18 protein-coding genes are annotated in these 21245 nt (G+C 63.3%); 12 read left to right on the plus strand and 6 right to left on the minus strand.

The genetic code is table 11. The annotated features are described in order from the left end of the window. Positions 1-83 precede the first annotated feature (83 nt). The gene (locus Q8L25_RS16075) at positions 84-1304 is read right to left on the minus strand and encodes a hypothetical protein (RefSeq protein ID WP_308920311.1); all 1221 of its coding nucleotides are present in this window, start codon (positions 1302-1304) and stop codon (positions 84-86) included. A 300-nt stretch (positions 1305-1604) separates the two neighbouring features. On the opposite strand from Q8L25_RS16075, the gene Q8L25_RS16080 reads away from it, so the two are divergent. After that, positions 1605-1772, plus strand: a complete 168-nt coding sequence (locus tag Q8L25_RS16080) for a DUF3563 family protein (RefSeq protein ID WP_308925737.1) — start codon at positions 1605-1607, stop codon at positions 1770-1772. A gap of 61 nt (positions 1773-1833) precedes the next feature. On the opposite strand, the gene Q8L25_RS16085 is transcribed toward Q8L25_RS16080, so the two are convergent. The 5 genes from Q8L25_RS16085 to iolG form a co-directional block, all read right to left on the minus strand. Further along, positions 1834-3201 (minus strand): cytochrome c, encoded by a 1368-nt coding sequence (locus Q8L25_RS16085; RefSeq protein ID WP_308920312.1) that lies wholly within the window; start codon positions 3199-3201, stop codon positions 1834-1836. 10 nt (positions 3202-3211) lie between these two features. Continuing rightward, positions 3212-4990, minus strand: a complete 1779-nt coding sequence (locus Q8L25_RS16090) for a GMC family oxidoreductase (RefSeq protein WP_308920313.1) — start codon at positions 4988-4990, stop codon at positions 3212-3214. A 9-nt stretch (positions 4991-4999) separates the two neighbouring features. Next, positions 5000-5698: a gluconate 2-dehydrogenase subunit 3 family protein gene (locus tag Q8L25_RS16095; RefSeq protein WP_308920314.1), complete on the minus strand. Its 699-nt coding sequence runs from the start codon at positions 5696-5698 to the stop codon at positions 5000-5002. A gap of 306 nt (positions 5699-6004) precedes the next feature. Further along, the gene (locus tag Q8L25_RS16100; protein ID WP_308920315.1) at positions 6005-7027 is read right to left on the minus strand and encodes a Gfo/Idh/MocA family oxidoreductase; all 1023 of its coding nucleotides are present in this window, start codon (positions 7025-7027) and stop codon (positions 6005-6007) included. 14 nt (positions 7028-7041) lie between these two features. Beyond that, on the minus strand, positions 7042-8028 hold the full coding sequence (gene iolG, locus Q8L25_RS16105; protein WP_308920316.1) for an inositol 2-dehydrogenase: 987 nt from the start codon (positions 8026-8028) through the stop codon (positions 7042-7044). A gap of 233 nt (positions 8029-8261) precedes the next feature. On the opposite strand from iolG, the gene Q8L25_RS16110 reads away from it, so the two are divergent. The 11 genes from Q8L25_RS16110 (at position 8262) to cobA (ending at position 21200) form a co-directional block, all read left to right on the plus strand. Then, positions 8262-9311: a sugar ABC transporter substrate-binding protein gene (locus Q8L25_RS16110; protein ID WP_374694172.1), complete on the plus strand. Its 1050-nt coding sequence runs from the start codon at positions 8262-8264 to the stop codon at positions 9309-9311. 137 nt (positions 9312-9448) lie between these two features. Then, positions 9449-10603 (plus strand): ABC transporter permease, encoded by a 1155-nt coding sequence (locus Q8L25_RS16115; RefSeq protein ID WP_308920317.1) that lies wholly within the window; start codon positions 9449-9451, stop codon positions 10601-10603. A 3-nt stretch (positions 10604-10606) separates the two neighbouring features. Next, the gene (locus tag Q8L25_RS16120; protein ID WP_308920318.1) at positions 10607-11392 is read left to right on the plus strand and encodes an ATP-binding cassette domain-containing protein; all 786 of its coding nucleotides are present in this window, start codon (positions 10607-10609) and stop codon (positions 11390-11392) included. An 8-nt stretch (positions 11393-11400) separates the two neighbouring features. Continuing rightward, positions 11401-13347, plus strand: coding sequence for a 5-dehydro-2-deoxygluconokinase (iolC, locus tag Q8L25_RS16125; protein ID WP_308920319.1), 1947 nt, complete (start codon positions 11401-11403; stop codon positions 13345-13347). Next, complete coding sequence (gene iolD / locus Q8L25_RS16130) at positions 13344-15200, plus strand: 3D-(3,5/4)-trihydroxycyclohexane-1,2-dione acylhydrolase (decyclizing) (RefSeq protein WP_308920320.1); 1857 nt, start codon at positions 13344-13346, stop codon at positions 15198-15200. The genes iolC and iolD overlap by 4 nt, the downstream gene beginning before the upstream one ends. After that, positions 15197-16111, plus strand: a complete 915-nt coding sequence (gene iolE / locus Q8L25_RS16135) for a myo-inosose-2 dehydratase (protein WP_308920321.1) — start codon at positions 15197-15199, stop codon at positions 16109-16111. Before iolD ends, iolE begins: the two co-directional genes overlap by 4 nt. Next, the gene (gene iolB, locus Q8L25_RS16140; RefSeq protein WP_308920322.1) at positions 16108-16905 is read left to right on the plus strand and encodes a 5-deoxy-glucuronate isomerase; all 798 of its coding nucleotides are present in this window, start codon (positions 16108-16110) and stop codon (positions 16903-16905) included. Before iolE ends, iolB begins: the two co-directional genes overlap by 4 nt. Before the next feature lie 13 nt (positions 16906-16918). Beyond that, the gene (locus tag Q8L25_RS16145; RefSeq protein WP_308920323.1) at positions 16919-18418 is read left to right on the plus strand and encodes a CoA-acylating methylmalonate-semialdehyde dehydrogenase; all 1500 of its coding nucleotides are present in this window, start codon (positions 16919-16921) and stop codon (positions 18416-18418) included. Between the two features lie 60 nt (positions 18419-18478). Continuing rightward, entirely contained in the window at positions 18479-19132 is a 654-nt protein-coding gene (locus tag Q8L25_RS16150) for an ANTAR domain-containing protein (protein ID WP_308920324.1), read from the plus strand. 103 nt (positions 19133-19235) lie between these two features. After that, positions 19236-20405 carry a CmpA/NrtA family ABC transporter substrate-binding protein gene (locus tag Q8L25_RS16155; protein ID WP_308920325.1) on the plus strand — a complete coding sequence of 390 codons (1170 nt, stop codon included), beginning with the start codon at positions 19236-19238 and terminating at the stop codon, positions 20403-20405. A 27-nt stretch (positions 20406-20432) separates the two neighbouring features. Then, complete coding sequence (gene cobA, locus Q8L25_RS16160; RefSeq protein WP_308920326.1) at positions 20433-21200, plus strand: uroporphyrinogen-III C-methyltransferase; 768 nt, start codon at positions 20433-20435, stop codon at positions 21198-21200. The last annotated feature ends 45 nt before the right edge of the window (positions 21201-21245 follow it).

Raw genomic sequence — 21245 nt, forward strand, 5'->3', positions numbered from 1 at the left:
GTCTCGTGATGTCGTTCTGAAAAGTGCCGACATGCTAGCGGACGGATATGTCAGGATGATGACAGAGGGCGGGTTTGCTCCGGCTAGTCCAGCAGGCCGGCCGGCGTACGTGGCGAGGACATCAGCTGGCGAAATGCCGCCCAGTGCTGCGCGCGCGTGCCGCCCTGGCGTTCGACCCAGGCCTTGGCCATGTCCTGGCCCAGGTTGTAGTTGATCACGTAGGCGCGCATCTCGTCGTAGAACTGCAGCCGCTGCACCGCTTTTTCCGCCGGATACAGGCGCACGTTGACCAGCCACTCCACCGCTTCTTCCTTGTCCAGGCCGCCTTCCAGGTACTGGCGCGCGATATCGTTGTCGGCATACGCCAGTTGCGCCAGCAGGCGGTTCAGTTCCAGGTAGCGCGGCGCCAGCGCCGGGTCCAGCCCGGCCAGCGGAAACAGTACCTGCTGTTCGAAGGCCAGCCGCTCCGCGTCGGTAAAGCACAGTTCGATGCCATGGTTGGCCGTGCCTTCGGCGATCAGCGATTGCGGCGAAAACAGGGGATAGACGCAATATTCCATCCAGCCCTTGCCGCGCACCAGGTCGCGTTCGAGCAGCACGTTGTACACATGGTGGCCCGGATAGGCTTCGTGGCAACCGAGGTCGACGGCGCGGTCGATATAGATCGGCAAATCGGTATTGATCTGGATCACGCTCTGGTAATTGCCCTTGTACCAGTTGTAGCCGCTCCAGGACTTGTCGGTGACAAATTCGAGCACGAAATCTTCTTCCGGCGGCAGCGCGATATAGCGCAGCGTGCGTTCGCGGCCGGCTTCGATGGCGGCCTGCATGACGGCCTGCAAACGCTCGGGCGCAATCACGAACTGGCGGCGAAATTCCTGCACCCGTGCGCTGACCGTCGCGCTGCCGGGCAGCAGGTCGGCCACCTGCGCCACGATGGCTTCATACCAGGCGCGCGTGTGATGGGGCGAGACGGCGTCGTAGAGGCGCGCGCTTTCTTCGTCAAAGCCCGGCTTTGCGCCGCCGAGCATGGCCACCTTCATTTGCATCGACAGCAATTGCGTGCGCAGGTTGGTGGCGCGCAGCCGCGTTTCCTCGTCAGCGCCCAATTCGCCGCCGTCGAGCTGCGCCAGCGCCGCCACGATGTCCTGGCTGATCTGCGGCAAGGAACGATGGGCGGCGGCAGCGTCCCGCTGCCATGCCGGGGGGCCGTAATACGCGTCGACATAGGAGAGATCATGCTGGCCGATGGCCAGTACCAGATGCACATAACGTTCTGCAATATCGGACAGGGAAGTGGACATGGCGGCAGGAAGAAGGGAATCGAAGAACCAGTATAGCAGCGCCGCGCTGTTGTAAATATGCCGATGGCCAGCAGCAACCCATGTCGCACACCCTTTTTATCAGGGAAATGAATAACTGGTATCTGAAATTGAAAGTGGCTTTATATCTTGGAACGCTTATGATGATATTGCACTGCAACAAACACCGTACATTTCCAGGAGCATCCCATGTCCCACACGACCTCGCCAGCATTGACCGTTTTCTCTTTCAACAGCCTGTCCGGCGCCTTTGAGAAGGCAGCCTCGGCAGTGCAAGCATTGATGCTGCGTCTGCACAATGCGGTCGCCAACGGCATCGAAGAGCGCGTGCGTGAAGAGCAGGATGCGGACCTGGCCGAAGCGACCGACCGTTATGACCTGGAGTTCCGCATGCGCAAGCAGGACCGTTCGGGCGGCGGCAGCTACTGGAGCAATGGCAACAATCGTTAATTCTTCGACGTCTATGTAAAAACCCCCATGCCTGGCAATCAGGCACGGGGGTTTTTTTACATCATGGCTGCATCACATTGGGCCGCGCTGGCGGCGGCACCGGTACCGTGCCGCTGCGTCCCGGCGCGAATGACGCCTCCGTCGTGCCCTGTACCGGCACGGCGGTCTTGCGCAGCTTGGCCACTTGCGATGCCGTTGCGGCGCTGCCGTGATTGCCCCAGCTGGTCTGGATAAAACTGACCACGTCGGCGATCTGCTGGTCGTTCAGGGTCTTGGCGTAGCCGCCCATCACCAGCGCGGAAGGCGCCGTGTGGGTGGCCGGCACCATGCCGCCCGACAGCACGATATTGATGGCCGAGGTCGGGTCCGCCGTCTGCAGCACCGCATTGCCGGCCAGCGCGGGGAAGGCCTTGCTGTAACCCTTGCCATCCGAACGGTGGCAGCCGGCGCAGTTGTTCAGGTACAGCTGCGCGCCCGTGCCATCCACCTTGCCGGCAAACAGCGCCTTGGCGACCTTGTCGTCGCCGACAAAAGGCGGGGCTTTGGCATTGGCCGGCGGCAGCGATTTCAGGTATTTGGCAATACTGCCCAGGTCGTCCTTGCTCATGTACTGCATCGAGTGCGCCACCACGTCGTTCATGGCGCCGAACGAGGCGCTGTGGCTGTTGCGGCCGGTTTTCAGGAACTCGGCAATATCGGCTTCGCTCCAGCGCGCCAGGCCACCGCCGTGCTCGTTGCGCAGCGATGGCGCGACCCAGCCGTCGATGGCGGCGCCGCCTGCCAGGTAGGCGCTGCTGTCGAGTTCGGTCAAGGCTTTCTCCTGCATGCCCACGCCGCGCGCCGTATGGCAGGCGCCGCAGTGGCCCAGGCCCTGCACCAGATAGGCGCCACGCAGCAATTGCTGGTCGCCGCCTGCTGCTGGTGTGTACGGCGCCGGCGTCGGGGCGAATACCCAGCGCCACACCGTCAGCGGGAAGCGCATCGACAGCGGCCACGGAATATCCGCGGCGCGGTTCGGCGACGCGTTGGCCGGCACGCCCTGCATCAGGTAGGCATACAGCGCGCGCATGTCGGCATCGCTCAGCCGCGAATACGAGGGGTAGGGCATGGCCGGGTAGACGGTATAGCCCTGCTTGGTCACGCCGGTGCGCATCAGCTTGTCGAAGTCTTCGAAACTCCAGTTGCCGATGCCGTGCTGCTTGTCCGGCGTGATATTGGTGGAATATACCTTGCCGATCGGTGTCGCCATGCCGAGGCCGCCCGCGTAGGGTTTGCCTTGCGGGGCGGTGTGGCAGGCGATGCAGTCGCCGGCACGGGCCAGGTATTCGCCCTGCTTGATCAGTTGCGCGTCGGCCGGGGCGGCCATGCCGGCGCCGGCCGACAGCAGCAGGGACAGCGTCGCGAGGAGGCGTTGTGTGTGTTTTTTCATGGGGCTGTCCTTACGCGGCGACCAGTGGCCGCGGGTCTTTCAGATATTGTTCGCGCACGGCCTTGGCGCACCAGTAAGTCAGCGCGGCGGCCAGGCCGGTCGGGTTGTAGCCGATGCCGACCGGGAACACGCTCGAACCGACGACGAACACGTTCGACACATCCCAGCTTTGCAGGTAGCGGTTGACGACGCTGGTGCGGCGGTCCGTGCCCATGGCGGTGCCGCCGGCCCAGTGGGTGGTCTGGTAGTTGCGCAAGTCCAGGTGGTCGCCGAAGTTTTTCATCGACACATGGATCGATTTCGGCTTCATGGCTTTCGCCACTTCCAACATCTTGCCGGTCACGTAGCGGCTCATCTTGATGTCGTTGTCCTTCCAGTCGAAGGTGAAGCGCAGCAGCGGCTGGCCGAAGACGTCGGTATAAGTCGGATCGAGGTCGACATAGCAGTCGCGGTAGACCATATTGGCGCCGTGCACGTCGAACGAGACGGTACTGGTGTAGTTGTCCTTGACGGCTTTTTTCCAGCCGGAACCCCACGACGGCGTGCCGTCCGGCACCGGAATGCCGGCGATCGGCTTGACGCCGGCCGGGTTGCACCAGGCGGGCGAGCCGCCGACAAAGCCCAGCGGGCCATGGTCGAAGTTGTCGCCGTTATAGTCATCGACCGCCACGCCGTTGCCGCCCGAGCCGATAAAGGGATTGGTGTTCTTGCCCGGCTCGTAGAACATCTGCACCGTCGACATGGTCTGGTAGGCGATATTGCGCCCGACCACACCTTCGTTGCTCACCGGGTCGTACGGTTTGCCGATGCCGGACACCAGCAGCAAATGCGCATTGTTGTAAGCGAAGGTGCTGGCGATCACCAGGTCGGCCGGTTGCTCGACCGTCTTGCCGTCGGCATTGACATAGGTCACGCCGGTGGCCTTCTGCTTGCTGCCGTCGAGGTTGATGCGCAGCACATTGCAGTTGGCGCGCAGTTCAAAGTTCGACGCCAGGCGCAGCGCCGGCATGATGTTGACCTGTGGCGAGGCCTTGGAGTAGTTGTAGCAGGCAAAACCGGAACAGAAGCCGCAGAAATTGCACGGTCCCATCTGGCAGTTGTACGGGTTGGTGTAGGGCTGCGACGCATTCGAGGACGCGGACACGAAGGGATTGAGCCCCACTTCCTTGGCCGCCAGCTGGAACAGGTGCGCCGTGTACGGCACTTTCTGCGGCGGCAGCGCGTAGTTGTCGGAGCGGTCCGCTTCGAAGATATTGCCGGGGCCGACGATCTTGCCGTTGACCTTGTAGGCCTGGCCCGAGGTGCCGAAGACTTTTTCGACGAAATCGAAATGCGGTTCCAGTTCCTCATACGTGACGCCGAAATCCTGGATCGTCATGCCGTCGGGGATGAATTTCTTGCCGTAGCGCTTTTCGTAATGGCTGCGCAATTGCAGCTCTTCCGGCAGCACGCGCCAGTGCTGGCCCGACCAGTGCAGGCCGGCGCCGCCCACGCCCGTGCCCGGCTTGAAGGCGCCGATCTGGCGATATGGCACGGCAATGCCTTTCACCTCGTGGCGAAAGGTAAACGAGCTTTTCGACATGTCCTGGAAGATCTTGCTGCGCTGGATATAGGTCAGTTCGTCCAGCGTTTTCGGATACGCGCCATCCGGGTAGGTGTCGCGGTACGGGCCGCGTTCCAGGGCCAGCACGTTCAGGCCCGCTTCCGTCAATTCCTTGGCCATGATGGCGCCGGTCCAGCCGAAGCCGACGATGACGACGTCGACCGGTTTCAATGTAATGTCTGCCATGGTGGTTCCTTATGCGATGGAGGCGGGTGGCAGCGGATAGTGGACGCCGTATTGCTCGACCCAGTCCATGTAGTCGGCACGCGCGCCCGGGAAATTGATCATGCGCCAGGCCGCCATGTCCTTGTTGCCGCCATGGGCCGGGTCGCAGAAATAGCCTTCGCGCGTGTTTTGCAGCAATTGCTTGAAGAACACGGTGGCCGGTACTTCGCCGATCGGCAAAGTACCTTTTTCCAGTTCGGCGACCAGCGCGTCACGCTGCGCCACGGGCAGCTCGGCATAGGCCTTGCCGGTCTTGCGCTGCACGGCCTGCGCGAAGCCGGGCAGGGCGCTGCGGTACAGTTCGCGCGGCGCCATATGGAACTGGTAGCCGAATTCGTCCGGCGCGTCGACAAACGGCGCCTGCATGAACCACAGCTTGCCGTAGGCATAGGGCGTATCCATCTGCAGGTCGATGAACTCATGCACGCCAGCCTGCAGCGCGCCAGGGCCTTCCGCATCGGCCGGGATCAGGCGGTCGACCAGCGCGCACAAGGTGGCCCATTCGGCGGCGTTGAAATAGGTGGGCTGGTAGGGCTTGTCCTGCCCGTCGCCGGTGGCCAGCACCGTGCCGGCCGTGCCGATGGCGCCGATGGCGGCTGCGACGGGAACGGCGATGGCCGCCTTGCGCAGGAAATTGCGTCTCTGCGGAGAGATGCCGATGACTTTCATGTAAAGCTCCTATGGCTGTATGGCTTGGAGGATGCGCATCATAACATTTTCAGTCATGTATAGTACATAAATGAACTAAGTAGTCGTGCGTAGAACGGAATGAAACAGTGTCAACATGGTTGCATTACAGCATGTTGAACCGTGCGAGGATATGGCAAAAAGATAGGGAGGGGCGCCGTGGTGGCGAAGGCGGGCTGGAGAGAGGGTAGATAGTCAGGGGGCAGACCCGACGGGGGACTACGTCCCAGTGGGACGTAGTGCGATCGCGAAGCGACTGACCCCGGAATTTCGCTGCTGACAGTTGACTTAAAATTCCACGATACGCCGTTCGCGCATCGCCTGCGTCATGGCAATCCCCAGCCGCGTCGCTTCGGTGGCGTCATTCAAGGTCAGCGACAGGGTGCGCCGGCCCAGCGCCGCGTCGGTAAACTCCTGCGCCTCGATCAGAAAGGCGTCGGCAAAGCGGGCATAGAAGTCGGGCGTGCATTCATTGCGCACGCCGTGCGCGTCCGAAATTTCCACGCGGTTCAGGCGCGGATTGCTGCCCACGGCGAGGCGTCCGCTGGTGCCGAACACTTCGGTCAGCGTTTCGTGGCCGTGCGCCAGGGTGCGCGAGGCCATGAAGGTGGCCATGCTGCCGTCGGAGAACTCGACCGTCGCCAGGCCGTTGTCGACGTCGCCGTATTCCTGCAGGCCCTTGTGGATGGCGTTGGTGCCGCTGGCATACACGCGGGTGGGCGTGGGGTTGCCCAGCAGCCAGCGCGCCAGGTCGATATCGTGCACGCTGCAGTCCAGAAAGATGCCGCCGCTGGTGGGCGCAAAGCGCATGAAGGCGCCGCTGGGGTCGTTCTGGTCGCAGGTTTGCGAGCGTACCAGGTAAGGCTTGCCGATCAGGCCCTGGGCGATCTTTTGCTGCGCGTCATGGTAGCTCGTATCGAAGCGGCGCACGAAGCCGATCATGGTGGTCAAGTGCGGATGGCGCGCCGCTTCCGCTTCCACTTTCAAACAATCGGCCAGGTCCAGCGACAGCGGCTTTTCGCAGAACACGTGCTTGCCGGCGCGCAGGGCGGCGATGATCTGGTCCGGGTGCATCGACGTCGGCGTGACGAGGAAGACGGCGTCCAGGCCCGGGTGGGACAGCAGGGCGTCATAGTCGGCATAGCCGTTGGTGATGCCCAGTTCGCGCGCGGCCCAGTCCAGTTCGGCTGGCACGGGGCTGCAGGCGGCGACGACGTCGGCGTTCGGCACGCGCTGCGCCAGGTTGATGGCGTGGCGCTGGCCCAGCCGGCCCAGGCCGACGATGCCGATTTTCAAGCTTGTATTTGACATGTGTTCTCCAATCTTCACAGGGTGACGACGCGCTGTTCGCGCCACGACAGGGTCGCCGCTTCGGCCAGTTCAAGCGCCTTCAGGCCGTCTTCGACGGTGGTGCGCAATGGCGTGCCATGGCTCAAGGCGTCAAAGAAATGCGCCATTTCCTGCGCATAGGCGACGCGGTAGCGTTCGAGGAAGAAGTCTTCCGGCTTGTCCACGCTGACATTCACCGCGCCATAGGCCGTCACTTCGGTCGGCTTGTGGTTGCCCGCCTGCAGCATCCCCTTGCTGCCCAGCACTTCGAAGCGCTGGTCGTAGCCGTAGGCGGCGCGGCGCGTGGCATTGATCTGGCACAGGCGGCCGCTGGCGGTGCGGATAGTGACCACGGCCGTATCGAGGTCGCCCGCCTCGCCGATGGCGGGGTCGACCAGGCAACTGCCGGTGGCGTGCACGCTGACGGCGGCGTCGTCGAGGATCCAGCGGAAGATGTCGAAGTCGTGGATCAGCATGTCCTTGAAGATGCCGCCCGATACCTTGATATAGCTGACCGGCGGTGGACCCGGATCGCGGCTGGTGACGATCAGCAATTCCGGCGTGCCGATTTCACCGGCTTCGATGCGCTTTTTCAGGGCATTGAAAGTGGGGTCGTAGCGTCGCTGGAAGCCCAGCATGCACAGCACGCCCGCTTCCTTGGCGGCGGCGGCGCAGGCGCGCGCGCGATCTATCGTCAGGTCGACCGGCTTTTCGCAAAAGATGGCCTTGCCGGCGGCGGCCGAGCGCAGTATCAGGTCGGCATGGGTGTCGGTGCTGGACGCGATCACGACCGCCTTGACCTCCGGGTCGGCCAGCGCGGCCTCGATCGTGGCGCTGCTGCCACCATGGATGGCGGCCAGCGCGGCGGCCGCTTCGGCGTTGACATCGACGACGTACTTGAATTGTACGCCGGCCTGGGCCGCCAGGTTGGCGGCGTGGATCTTGCCGATGCGGCCGGCGCCAAACAATGCTACTTGGATCATCTGTGTTCTCCTGTTGTGGTGTGGATCGTCTCGCAATAATTATAAGAGCGATTTCAAAAAACAGAAACAATTTTCTATTTGAAAAAATCTTGAAATTTTCATTGCGTTTGTCGTAAGCCTGGACTAATCTATGCGCAGTGCACCGGACTGCATGCCGCAAAGGTGGAGCAGGCCGGTGTCACCCTTCATCAAAAGCTGACAACTATAAAAATTAATCCATCTAGGAGACATTCATGTATAGCATCAAGAGCAAGGGTTTGTTGAAGTGCCTGGCCATCGCCGCCATGGGCGCCAGCCTGGGATTGAGCAGCGGCGCCAGCCATGCGGCCGGCGAGAAATTCGTGATGGTCAGCCATGCGCCGGACTCCGATTCCTGGTGGAACACCATCAAGAACGCCATCAAGCAGGCCGGCGAAGACTTCAATGTCACGGTCGACTACCGCAACCCGCCGAATGGCGACCTGGCCGACATGGCGCGCCTGATCGAGCAATCGGCGGCGCGCAACTACGATGGCCTGATCGCCGACATCGCCGACTTCAGCGTGCTGCAAAAACCGCTGGGCACGGTGGTGGCGAAGAAAATCCTGCTCGTCACCATCAACTCGGGCACCCTGGCGCAAAGCGAACAGCTCAAAGCCATCATGCACGTCGGCCAGCCTGAATATGACGCGGGCCTGGGCGCCGGCAAGCGCGCCAAGGAGGCGGGCATCAAGTCCTTCGTGTGCGTGAATCACTATGCGATGAATGCCTCGTCGTTCGAACGCTGCCGCGGTTTTGCCGATGCGCTCGGCGTCGACTTCAAGTCGTCCACGCTGGACACCAACGGCGTCGATCCTGGCGTGATCGAAAGCAAGGTCAGCGCCTATCTGCGCAGCAATCCGAAGACCCAGGCCGTGCTGGCGCTGGGACCGGATTCGGCGCCGCCGGCCATGCGCGCGGTGGAAAAAATGGGTCTGAAGGGCAAGATGTATTTCGCCAGCTTCGACTTGTCCGATGAAATCGCCAAGGGCATCAAGGACGGCAGCATCCAGTTCGCGATCGACCAGCAGCCCTACCTGCAAGGCTATATCCCGGTCGCCGTGATGGCCATCATGAAGCAGCAGAAGATCACCGACCTGGCCAAGGTCAAGGAAATCCTGATCGCCAATCCGAAGTACCAGGCGCGCCTGGCCGAATACGGCCTGGCTCCCATCTATGGCCCGCGCCACATCAGTTCCGGCCCCGGCTTCGTGACCAAGGACAACATCTCCAAGGTCGAGAAGTACGCCGGGCAATTCCGCTAATCCAAAAGTCTGCCAGCGGCCCGCAGCGTCTCGCTGGCGGGCCGGTTCCAGCGCCGCGCCACGTGCGTGGGCGGCGCGTCGGATACGTACGCCTGGCGTCCGTATTTCTGGCAAACAAGTAACTGAAAGGACATCACATGACTGCGCTTAAATCCAGCCTGGCCGCCCCCGGCGTGACCCCGGCCCTGAAGCAGGCCGCGCCTGCCGCCGACGAACGGGTCGGCAAGACCAGCCGCGCCAAGCAACTGTTCGGCCGGCCCGAATTCGCCTCCATCTCCGGCACGGTGCTGGTGTTTGCGTTCTTTATCATTACCGCCGGCGACTCCGGCATGTTCAACCTTGACGGCGTGGTCAACTGGATGCAGGTGGCGTCCTACCTGGGCATCATCGCCATCGGCGCCTGCCTGTTGATGATCGCCGGTGAGTTCGACCTGTCAATCGGCTCCATGATCGGCTTTGCCGGCATGATGATCGCCATCCCCACCATCTATTTCCAGTGGCCGCTGTGGGCGGCCATCGTGTTCGCGTTTGCCGGTTCGATGGCGCTGGGCTGGCTGAACGGCTATATCGTCATCAAGACGCGCCTGCCGTCGTTCATCGTCACCCTGGCCTTTCTGTTCATCCTGCGCGGCCTGACCCTGGCGCTGTCGATCATGTTTGCCAACCGTACCATCGTCAGCGGCGTGGGCGATTTGGCGGCCAACGACTGGCTGGCCAGCCTGCTGTTCCAGGGTAATGTTGCCACCGGCCTGTTCCACTGGCTGGGCGCCCACGGCTGGATCGCCGTGCTCGACGACGGCTCGCCGCTGGTCAAAGGCATCCCGAAAGTGATCGCCTGGTGGGTCGTGCTGGCCGGCGCCGCCGCCTTCGTGCTGTCGCGTACCCGCTTCGGCAACTGGATGTTCGCCGTCGGCGGCGACGCCAACGCGGCCAAGAACGTCGGCGTGCCGGTGCGCAAAGTGAAAATCTCGCTGTTCGTCTTCACCGCCTTCTGCGCCTGCCTGTTTGCTACCTTGCAAGTGTGCGACATCGGCTCGGCCGCCGCCGACCGCGGCATGCAAAAGGAATTCGAAGCCATTATCGCGGCCGTCATCGGCGGCGCCTTGCTGACCGGCGGCTACGGCTCGGTGGTCGGCGCCTGCTTCGGCGCGCTGATCTTCGGCGTGGTGCAGATCGGCATCACCTACACCAATATCAATTCGGACTGGTTCCGCGTGTTCCTCGGCGTGATGCTGCTGATCGCGGTGCTGTTCAATAACTTTGTACGCTCACGCGTCACGGAATCGAGGTAAATCATGAGCGACCATATTCTTGCCCTGGAAAATGTCAGCAAGCGTTTCGGCTCCGTGCTGGCGCTGCAGAACATCACCATGCGGTTGAAAGAGGGCGAAGTGCACTGCTTGCTGGGCGATAACGGCGCCGGCAAGTCAACCCTGATCAAGACCCTGGCCGGCGTGCACAAGCCGACCGAAGGCCAGTACCTGGTCGACGGCAAGCCGGTGGTGTTCAATTCGCCCAGCGAAGCGCTGGACATGGGCGTGGCCACGGTGTACCAGGACCTGGCGCTGGTGCCGCTGCTGTCGGTGGCGCGCAATTTCTTCATGGGCCGCGAGCCGATGAAAAAACTGCTGGGCCTGGTGCCCGTGATGGACATCGATTATGCGGCCGAGACGGCACGCGCCAAGCTGGCCGAGATGGGCATCATGGTGCGCGACCCGCACCAGGCCATCGGCACCATGTCGGGCGGTGAAAAGCAGTGCCTGGCGATTGCCCGCGCGATCCACTTTGGCGCCCGCGTGCTGATCCTCGATGAACCGACGGCGGCACTGGGCGTGAAGCAATCGTTCAATGTGCTCAAACTGATCTACAAGGCGCGCGAACGGGGGATTTCCGTGATCTTCATTACCCACAATGTGCACCACGCGTATCCGGTCGGCGACTCGTTCACCCTGCTGAACCGGGGCAAGTCGCTCGGTACGTTCACCAAGGATACGGTGACCAAGGACGCCTTGCTCGACATGATGGCGGGCGGCGAGGAAATGCAAACGCTGATGAGCGAACTCGACGGCGTCACGATTTAAGGATAACCATGAACAATCCCACACAATTTGCTCCGGGCCGCGCGCTCGATGTGATCTGCCTGGGCCGCCTGGCGGTGGACCTGTACGCGCAGCAGATCGGCAGCACCCTGGAAGACGCCACCAGCTTCGCCAAATACCTGGGCGGCTCGTCGGCCAATATCGCCTTCGGCACGGCGCGCCTGGGCCTCAAGTCCGCCATGCTGTCGAAAGTCGGCGACGACCATATGGGGCGTTTCCTGACCGATACCTTGTCGAAAGAAGGCTGCGATGTCAGCCATGTCGGCATCGACCACGACCGGCTGACCGCGCTGGTGATGCTGGGCATCAAGGACAAGGACACCTTTCCTTTGATTTTCTACCGCGAGAATTGCGCCGACATGGCCATCGACGCGGCGTCGGTGGACCAGGCGTTTATTGCCAGCAGCAAGGCGCTGCTGATCACCGGCACGCATTTCTCGACGGCCGCCATGCACGCCGTCAGCTCGCAGGCCTTGCGCCTGGCCCGTGCCAACAATGTGCGCACCGTGCTCGATATCGACTACCGGCCCGTGCTGTGGGGTCTGTCGGGCAAGGCCGATGGCGAAACGCGCTTTGTGTCGAACGAGGGCGTGACGCAACATCTGCAGGGCATCCTGCCGCAGTTCGACTTGATCGTCGGCACCGAAGAGGAATTCATGATCGCCGGCGGCGGTGCCGACATCATGGCGTCCCTACAGGCGGTGCGCGCCGTCAGCGCCGCCACCCTGGTGGTCAAGCGTGGTCCGCTGGGCAGCGCCGTGATCGAGGGTGATATTCCCGCCAGCCTGGACGACGCCTACAACTACCGCGGCGTGCGCGTGGCGGTGCTCAATGTGCTGGGCGCCGGCGACGCTTTCTTGTCCGGCTTTCTGAAAGGCTGGCTGCGCGGCGAAGACTACGAGGCCTGCTGCCGCTATGCCAACGGCTGTGGCGCGCTGGTGGTGTCGCGCCATGGTTGCGCGCCGGCCATGCCGTCGCCCGTGGAGCTCGATTACTTCCTCGCCAACGCCGACAAGCTCACGCACCCCGACCAGGATGCGACCCTGGCGCGCCTGCACCGCACGACGGTGGCGCGCAAGCAATGGGATGAGCTGTGCGTATTCGCGTTTGACCATCGCACGCAGTTTTTCGAACTGTCGCAGCAGGCCGGCGCGACCGAAGCGGCCATTTCAAAACTGAAACAGCTGATGGTGCGGGCCGTGGCGCAAACGCAGGAGGCCCTGCAGCTGTCGGGCAAGACCGGCGTGCTGATCGATGGCCGCTATGGCGTCGATGCCCTCAACGATGCCACCGGACGCGGCTGGTGGATCGGCCGTCCGGTGGAACTGCCGGGTTCGAATCCGCTGCAGTTCGACTGGGGCCGCTCGATCGGTTCGCACCTGGTCAGCTGGCCGAAAGAACATGTGATCAAGTGCCTGGTACAACTGCATCCGGACGACCTGCCGGAAAACCGGCTGGAACAGGAAGCGCAGATCAAGGCCCTGTACGATGCGGCGCAAGTGAGCGGTCACGAACTGCTGCTGGAAATTATCCCGTCCGATGCCTTCCCGCAAGACGAGCACACCGTGCTGCGCGCCGTCAAGCGCCTGTACAACCTGGGCATCTATCCGGAATGGTGGAAGCTGGAAAGCCTTTCCGCGCAACAGTGGCAGGCCATCGACGCGCTGGTGCATGAGCGCGATCCGTATTGCCGTGGCGTCGTGCTGCTGGGCCTGAACGCGCCGATTTCCGAGCTGGCCGCCAGCTTCGACGAAGCGAGAGAGAGCACCACCTGCCGCGGCTTTATGGTGGGACGTACGATCTTCCAGGAACCGAGCCGCCGCTGGCTGGCCGGCCAGATCGATGACGCCGCGTTGATTTCGCAAGTGCGCGCCAACTTCGAGCAATTGATAGTTCTGTGGCAACGCACCCGCAACCATCTGGAGCGTGCGGCATGACGACGCAAAACAAAACCATACGGCTGACCATGGCGCAGGCGCTGGTGCGCTACCTGGCGGCGCTGCGCGTCGAGAGTGGCGAACCCCTGTTCGGCGGCGCGTTTGCCATCTTTGGCCACGGCAATGTGGCGGGCCTGGGCGAAGCGCTGTACCAGTATCGCGCTACTTTCCCGACCTATCGCGCCCACAATGAACAGGCGATGGCGCATGCGGCCATCGCCTACGCCAAGGCCCATATGCGCCGCCGCATGATGGCGGTGACCAGCTCGATCGGTCCCGGCGCCACCAATCTGCTGACGGCGGCCGCGCTGGCGCACGTCAACCGCCTGCCGGTGCTGCTGTTGCCAGGCGACGTGTTTGTCTCGCGCGCGCCGGACCCGGTCTTGCAGCAGCTGGAAGATGGTGGTGACGGCAGCGTCTCTGTCAACGACGCCTTCAAACCCTTGTCGCGCTATTTCGACCGCATTATCTATCCGGAACAGTTACTGACGGCCTTGCCGCGCGCCATCGCCGCCCTGACCGACCCGGCCGCCTGCGGCCCCGTCACCCTGTCGCTGCCGCAGGATGTGCAGACCATGGCGTATGACTATCCGGAAGAGTTTTTTGCGCCGAGGATCGTGCGTTTCCGCGCGCTGCCGCCGGTGCCGTCCGAGCTGGCAGAGGCGGCCGAAGTACTGAAAAAGGCGAAGCAACCGCTGATCGTGGCAGGTGGCGGCGTGCTGTACGGTCAAGCCGGGGACGCCTTGCGCGCCTTTGCCGAACGCCACGGTATTCCGGTGGCGGAAACCCATGCCGGCAAAAGCTCCTTGCCCTGGGATCATCCGCTGCAGCTGGGCGCCATCGGCGTGACCGGTGCGCCGTCCGCCAATGCGCTGGCCAGCCAGGCCGATCTGGTACTGGCGGTCGGCACGCGCTTGCAGGACTTTACGACGGGATCGAATTCGCTGTTTGCGAAAGCCGAGCTGGTCAGCCTGAACGTCAACAGTTTTGATGCACTGAAACGCCGTGGCCTCGGTGTGCAGGCGGATGCAACCCTGGGCCTGCAGGGTCTGTCCGAATTGCTCGGTGACTGGTCGGCCAGCCGCGAATGGAGCGAGCAGGCCAGGCGCGAAGCGGCCGGCTGGCGCGAGACGGTCACGGCCATCACGGGCAAGCGCGAGGTGGCCGGCCTGCCGTATGACGGCGACGTGATCGGCGCCGTGCAGCGCTCGTCCACCACCTCGACGGCCAACGATATCGTGGTCTGCGCGGCGGGCACCCTGCCGGCCGAACTCCACAAGCTGTGGCGCACGTCCACGCCCGGTGGCTACCATATGGAATACGGCTACTCGTGCATGGGCTATGAGATCGCCGGCGGCCTCGGCGTCAAGATGGCCAAGCCCGCGTCCGACGTGATCGTGATGGTGGGCGACGGCAGCTATCTGATGATGAATTCGGAAATCGCCACCTCGGTCATGCTGGACAAAAAGCTGATCATCGTGGTGCTCGACAACCGCGGTTATGGCTGCATCAACCGCCTGCAGCAGGCCTGCGGCAATGCGCCGTTCAACAATATGCTGGCCGATTGCCTGCAGGCGGGCGAGGGCGCGCCACAGATCGATTTCGCGCTCCATGCGAAATCCCTGGGGGCCCTGTCCGAACATGTGGACGGCATTGCCGGCCTGGAGCAGGCCCTGGTGCGCGCCCGCGCCGCCAGCCGCACTTATCTGATCTGCATCGATACCGACGACACGCGCACCACCGACGAGGGTGGTTGCTGGTGGGAAGTGGCCGTACCCGAGGTCTCGACCCAGCCCGGCGTGCAAGCGGCACGCGCCCGTTATGAACTTGATCGCCAAGGACAAGCAAAATGAATACATGGAACGTAAAAATCGGCATCAACCCGATCTCCTGGATGAACGACGACCTGCCGTCGCTGGGCGGCGAGACGCCGTTGGAAACCGCCTTGAAAGAGGGTGCCGAGATCGGCTATGCCGGCTTTGAGTTGGGCAACAAGTTTCCGAAGGAATCGTCGGCCTTGCGCGCCGTGCTGGGCAAATATGACCTGGCCTGCGTGTCGGGCTGGTATTCCGGCCGCCTGGCCAGCCGCTCGGCGCAAGAGGAAATCGCCGCCGTCGGTCCGCATTTGCGGCTGCTGGCCGACAGCGGCGCCACCGTGATGGTGTATGGCGAAGTGGCCGACGCGATCCAGGGCGAAGCACGGCCGCTGTATAAACGCCCGCGTTTCCAAAGCCAGCAGCAATGGCAGGCGTACGCCGACAAATTGACGGTGTTTGCCCGGCACTTGCTGGACCACGGCGTGCGCCTGGCCTACCACCACCATATGGGTGCCTATGTGGAGTCGCCGGCCGATGTCGACCAGTTGATGACGCTCACGGACGACGAAGTCGGCCTGCTGTTCGATACCGGCCATATCACCTTTGGCGGCGGCGACGCGCTGTCGGTATTGAACAAGCACATAGCTCGCATCTGCCATGTGCACTGCAAGGATGTGCGGCCGAACGTGATCAAGCTGGCCAGGAATGGCCACTGGAGTTTCCTGCAGGCCGTGATCAATGGCGCTTTCAGCGTACCCGGCGACGGCAGCATCGATTTCCCCGGCATTCTCACCGCCCTGTACCGCCATGGCTATCAGGGCTGGCTGGTGGTGGAAGCCGAGCAGGACCCGGCCGTGGCCCCCAGTTACCAGTACGCCAAGATGGGCCACGATTATCTGGCCAGGCTGGTCGATGAAATACCACGCCTGGGACAGGAGGCCGCATGAACAGCCTGCTGGTCAAGGGAAACAAAGCCGCTGGAAAAATCGTCGAGGTGACGCCCGAATCGGCCGGCTGGACTCATGTCGGCTTTGCCGCGCACCGGCTGGCGGCGGGCGAACAACTCAGCCTGGAAACCGATGGCCGCGAGCTGTGCATCGTGGTCCTGACCGGCACGGTGACGGTCAAGGCGGGCGAGCAGCGCTGGGAAAACATCGGCGAACGGCTGAGCGTGTTCGAGGACCGCGCGCCGGCGGCCGTGTATGTGCCGCGCCGCATGCGGGTCAATATCATCGCCACCGGCAACGCGGAAATCGGCTTGTGCAGCGCGCCGGGCACGTCCGACCGTCCGGCCCGCCTGATTGATCCGCATACCATGACGCGCTCGGTGCGCGGCAGGGGCGCCAACACCCGCTATGTGTGCGATATCCTGCCGCAGACGGAAGCAGCCGATGGCCTGCTGGTGGTCGAGGTGGTGACGCCATCAGGCCATTCGTCGAGTTACCCGCCGCACAAGCACGATAACGACAATATCCCCACGGAGAGTTCGCTGGAGGAAACCTATTACCACCGCCTCAATCCCGAGCAGGGTTTTGCCTACCAGCGCGTGTATACGGACGACCGCAGCATCGACCAGGCGCTGGCGGTGGAAAACCACGATGTGGTGATGGTGCCGCGCGGCTACCACCCGGTCACCGTGCCGTATGGCTACGACGGCTACTACCTGAATGTAATGGCCGGCCCGAAACGGGTCTGGCATTTTAAAAACGATCCGGCCCATGAATGGCTGATGACGAAATAACCAAGGAAAAACAATGACAACCCCGACAATTGGCCACTTTATCGGTGGCAGCGCCATGGCCTCGCGTTCCGAGCGCAACAGCGACGTCTTCAATCCCGCCACCGGAGAAATCACCGCCAAGGTTGCGCTGGCAAACTCCAGCGAGCTGAACGCCGCCGTGGCGGCCGCCCACACCGCCTTTCCCGCTTGGTCGCAGACCTCGCCGCTGCGCCGCGCCCGGGTCATGTTCAAGTTCAAGGAATTGCTGGAAACCCATTCGGACGAACTGGCCGCGCTGATCACTGCCGAACATGGCAAGGTGTTTACGGACGCGAAAGGCGAGGTCACGCGCGGTATCGAAGTGGTGGAGTTCGCCTGTGGCATCCCGCAAATGATGAAGGGCGAATATTCGGAGCAGGTGGCCGGCGGCATCGACGCCTGGTCGATCCGCCAGGCGCTGGGCGTGTGCGTCGGCATCACGCCGTTCAACTTCCCGGTAATGGTGCCGATGTGGATGTTCCCGATGGCGATTGCCTGCGGTAACACGTTTGTATTAAAACCGTCGGAGCGCGATCCGTCGGCCAGCCTGCTGCTGGCGAAACTGCTCACGGAAGCGGGCCTGCCGGACGGCGTGTTCAATGTGGTACAAGGCGACAAGGAAGCCGTCGACGGCCTGCTGCACCACCCGGACGTGCGCGCCGTCAGCTTTGTCGGTTCGACCCCGATCGCCGAATATATCTACGCCACCGGCTGCGCGCAGGGCAAGCGGGTGCAGGCGCTGGGCGGCGCGAAAAACCATATGGTGGTGATGCCCGACGCCGATATCCCCCAGACGGTGGACGCCTTGATGGGCGCGGCCTTCGGTTCGGCCGGCGAGCGCTGCATGGCCATTTCGGTGGTGGTGGCGGTCGGCAATGTGGGCGACCAGCTGGTGGAAGCCTTGCTGCCGCGCATCGCCGAACTCAAAATCACGCAGGGCATGGACCTGGCGGCCGAAATGGGCCCGGTGGTCACGCAGGTGCACAAGGACAAAATTGCCGGCTATATTGCCGCCGGTGTGAAAGAGGGCGCCAAGCTGGTCGCCGACGGCCGCGGGTTTGTCTTGCCCGGCCATGAAAACGGCTTTTTCCTGGGCGGCAGCCTGTTCGACCATGTGACGCCGGACATGACCATCTACAAGGAAGAGATCTTCGGCCCGGTCTTGTGCATCGTGCGCGTGCCCGATTTCGCCACCGCGCTGGACCTGGTCAACGCCCATGAATACGGCAACGGCACGGCGATTTATACGCGCGACGGCAATACGGCGCGCGAATACACGCACCGGGTGCAGGTCGGGATGGTCGGCGTGAATGTACCGATTCCCGTGCCGATGGCCTTCCACAGTTTTGGCGGCTGGAAACGCAGCCTGTTTGGCGACCACCATGCGCACGGCCCGGAATCGGTGCGCTTCTATACGAAACAAAAGGCCGTGACCCAGCGCTGGCCGGCGTCGACCGCGGCCGGTGCCGAATTTGCCATGCCGACCCTCAAATAAAACGCTGGTTTGATTCTTGCTTACTGTAGTGGCAAATCATCAGCCACTGCAGAAGCCCACATGACGTCCAGCCGTCCCCCTGTTTATTCCGAGCGTCCCTTGCGCATCGTGGTCGTCAATACGATTGTCGACCACGCCGCGCACACGGATAGCGCGCTGGCCGCCCAGGCGCAGCGCGGCAATGCCCTGCGTATCGGCCTGCTGGAAGCGGGCTATGACATCATCGCCTCGCTGCCTGCCGACCTCTACCTCCCCGAGCGCATTGCGCAACTCCAGCCTGACCTGATCATTATCGATGCCGAATCGGACGCGCGCGACGTGCTCGAACATATCGTCATCGCCACCCGCGACGAGCGCCGCCCCATTGTGCTGTTCACCGAAGACGGCGCCACCGCCAGCATCGACGCGGCCATGGCGGCCGGGGTGTCGGCCTATATCGTGGCTGGCCTGCAGGCCGAACGCGTCGCGCCGGTGCTGAACGTGGCGCTGTCGCGTTTCCGCCAGGAAGAAAAGCTGCGCGCCGAATTGATTGATACGCGCCACAAGCTGGCGGAGCGCAAGGTAATCGAGCGCGCCAAGGGCCTGTTGATGACGCATCACGGCCTGACGGAAGAGCAGGCCTACCAGCGCCTGCGCACCATGGCCATGAACAAGAAACTGAAACTGGCCGAAATAGCCCAGCGCATTATCGATGTGGAGGACTTGCTGGGATGACACATCGATGCCGGCTGGCCAGCTCATTGTGGTGCGACGCACCAATACAGTGCATTATTTTTGAATGCCGCGCGACACGGCAGACTTTTCAGCAAGGAATGGTATGACAGAGCAAGCGGGTGGTCACATGCGATGGACGCAGCCTGAAAAACACGTGGTGCGGATCGGCTATCTGCCGCTGACGGACTGTGCCTCGCTGATCATGGCGGCGGAACTGGGCTTTGACGAGCAATACGGCATCAAGATCGAACTGAGCCGCGAGACCTCGTGGGCCGGCGTGCGCGACAAGCTGGGCAATGGCGAACTCGACGCCGCCCATGTGCTGTACGGCCTGGTGTTCGGCGTGCAGATGGGCATCGGCGGCCAGCAGCATGACATGGCCGTGCTGATGAACCTGAACCATAACGGGCAATCGGTGGCCTTGTCGGCAGACCTGGCGCGCGCCGGCGCGGTCGATGGCGCGTCGCTGGCGCGCCAGCTGGGCAGCGCCGGACGTCCTTATGTATTTGCGCACACTTTCCCTACCGGCAATCATGCGATGCTGCTGCAATACTGGCTGGCCGCGCACGGCATCGATCCGGTGCGCGATGCGCGCGTGATGACGGTGCCGCCGTCGCAGATGGTGGCGGCCCTGCGCGCCGGCCAGATGGACGGCTTTTGTGCCGGCGAGCCGTGGGGCAGCAAGGCGATTGCCGACGGCGTCGGCGTGACGGCCACCACCAGCGGCGCCATCTGGCCCGATCATCCGGGCAAGGTACTGGGCACCGGTGCCGCGTTTGCGCAGCAGCATCCGAATACCTGCCGCGCGCTGATCGCCGCCGTGCTCGAAGCGGGGCGCTGGATCGATGCGAGCGATGCCAACCGGCTGCGGATGGCCGCCATCCTGGCCGGCCCCGCCTACCTGAATACGCCGCAGGAACTGCTGGCGCCGCGCATCCTGGGCCACTATTGCGATGGCCTGGGCAAGTGCTGGAACGAACAGCATGGCTTGCGCTTCCATGGCGACGGCGCCGTCAATTTTCCGTATCTGTCCGACGGCATGTGGTTCATGACCCAGCACCGGCGCTGGGGCCTGCTGCGCGACGAACCCGACTACCTGGCGGTGGCCGGCCAGGTCACGCGCCTGGACCTGTACCGCCAGGCGGCCGAAATGACGGGCACGCCGGTACCAATCAGCCTGATGCGCGCATCGACCCTGTGCGATGGGGTAGTCTGGGACGGCAGCAATCCCGAACAGTACGCGGCCTCGTTCGCGATCCGCCACTTTTTTTGAAATTTGACTGAAAGCAGGAGATTTATCATGGCACAAGGCTACGTTACCCTGGTGGGCGCCGGTCCCGGCGACCCGGATCTGCTGACCATCAAGGCGGTCAAGGCCATCGCGTCGGCCGACGTGGTGCTGATCGACGACCTGGTCAACCCGGCCATCCTGGCCCATGCGGCGCCTGGCGTGCGGGTGGTGGAAGTGGGCAAGCGCGGCGGCTGCGCGTCGACACCGCAGGCATTCATCGAACGGCTGATGCTGGCCGAGGCACGCGCTGGCCTGCATGTGGTGCGCCTGAAAGGCGGCGACCCCTATCTGTTCGGACGCGGCGGCGAAGAGCGCGCCTACCTGCGCAGCCATGGCGTGCGGGTCGAGGTGGTGCCCGGCATCAGCAGCGGCCTGGCCGCGCCGTCGGCCATCGGCGTGCCGCTGACCCATCGCGGCTGGAGCCAGGGGGCGATTTTCGTCACCGGCCACGGCAAGGATGCGGCCTCGGAACCAAACTGGGCGGCGCTGGCGCAAAGCGGGCTGACCCTGGTGATCTACATGGGCGTGGCGCGCGTGGCGTCGATCCAGGCGGGGCTGCTGGCCGGCGGCATGGCGCCCGGCACGCCGGTGGCGGTGGTGCAATCGGCCAGCCTGGACGCGCAGCGCCAGTTGCTGAGCACCTTGCAGGACTTGCCGCTTGCCCTGCAGGCCAGTGGCCTGGGCAGCCCCAGCATCATCGTGGTGGGCGAAGTGGTGCGCTGCGCCGACGCCTGGGATGCGCATGGTGGCGCCCATGCGGTGGCGGCGGCGCGATAAGCCGGCATTTTTTTCGACGGGTGTGCATTGTTGGCGAGCTTTGAT

This window comes from Janthinobacterium sp. J1-1, assembly GCF_030944405.1.
In the GTDB taxonomy this organism is placed as follows: Bacteria; Pseudomonadota; Gammaproteobacteria; order Burkholderiales; family Burkholderiaceae_D; genus Janthinobacterium.

Bases quoted from the DNA above. Each gene is read 5' to 3' on its own strand.
- Q8L25_RS16095 (WP_308920314.1), bottom strand. From the start codon at position 5,698: ATGAAAGTCATCGGCATCTCTCCGCAGAGACGCAATTTCCTGCGCAAG.
- cobA (WP_308920326.1), top strand. From the start codon at position 20,433: ATGGCACAAGGCTACGTTACCCTGGTGGGCGCCGGTCCCGGCGACCCG.
- iolG (WP_308920316.1), bottom strand. From the start codon at position 8,028: ATGATCCAAGTAGCATTGTTTGGCGCCGGCCGCATCGGCAAGATCCAC.
- iolC (WP_308920319.1), top strand. From the start codon at position 11,401: ATGAACAATCCCACACAATTTGCTCCGGGCCGCGCGCTCGATGTGATC.
- Q8L25_RS16080 (WP_308925737.1), top strand. From the start codon at position 1,605: ATGCTGCGTCTGCACAATGCGGTCGCCAACGGCATCGAAGAGCGCGTG.
- Q8L25_RS16115 (WP_308920317.1), top strand. From the start codon at position 9,449: ATGACTGCGCTTAAATCCAGCCTGGCCGCCCCCGGCGTGACCCCGGCC.
- Q8L25_RS16120 (WP_308920318.1), top strand. From the start codon at position 10,607: ATGAGCGACCATATTCTTGCCCTGGAAAATGTCAGCAAGCGTTTCGGC.
- Q8L25_RS16155 (WP_308920325.1), top strand. From the start codon at position 19,236: ATGACAGAGCAAGCGGGTGGTCACATGCGATGGACGCAGCCTGAAAAA.
- Q8L25_RS16075 (WP_308920311.1), bottom strand. From the start codon at position 1,304: ATGTCCACTTCCCTGTCCGATATTGCAGAACGTTATGTGCATCTGGTA.
- Q8L25_RS16090 (WP_308920313.1), bottom strand. From the start codon at position 4,990: ATGGCAGACATTACATTGAAACCGGTCGACGTCGTCATCGTCGGCTTC.
- Q8L25_RS16110 (WP_374694172.1), top strand. From the start codon at position 8,262: ATGTATAGCATCAAGAGCAAGGGTTTGTTGAAGTGCCTGGCCATCGCC.
- Q8L25_RS16145 (WP_308920323.1), top strand. From the start codon at position 16,919: ATGACAACCCCGACAATTGGCCACTTTATCGGTGGCAGCGCCATGGCC.
- Q8L25_RS16150 (WP_308920324.1), top strand. From the start codon at position 18,479: ATGACGTCCAGCCGTCCCCCTGTTTATTCCGAGCGTCCCTTGCGCATC.
- Q8L25_RS16085 (WP_308920312.1), bottom strand. From the start codon at position 3,201: ATGAAAAAACACACACAACGCCTCCTCGCGACGCTGTCCCTGCTGCTG.
- iolB (WP_308920322.1), top strand. From the start codon at position 16,108: ATGAACAGCCTGCTGGTCAAGGGAAACAAAGCCGCTGGAAAAATCGTC.
- iolD (WP_308920320.1), top strand. From the start codon at position 13,344: ATGACGACGCAAAACAAAACCATACGGCTGACCATGGCGCAGGCGCTG.
- Q8L25_RS16100 (WP_308920315.1), bottom strand. From the start codon at position 7,027: ATGTCAAATACAAGCTTGAAAATCGGCATCGTCGGCCTGGGCCGGCTG.
- iolE (WP_308920321.1), top strand. From the start codon at position 15,197: ATGAATACATGGAACGTAAAAATCGGCATCAACCCGATCTCCTGGATG.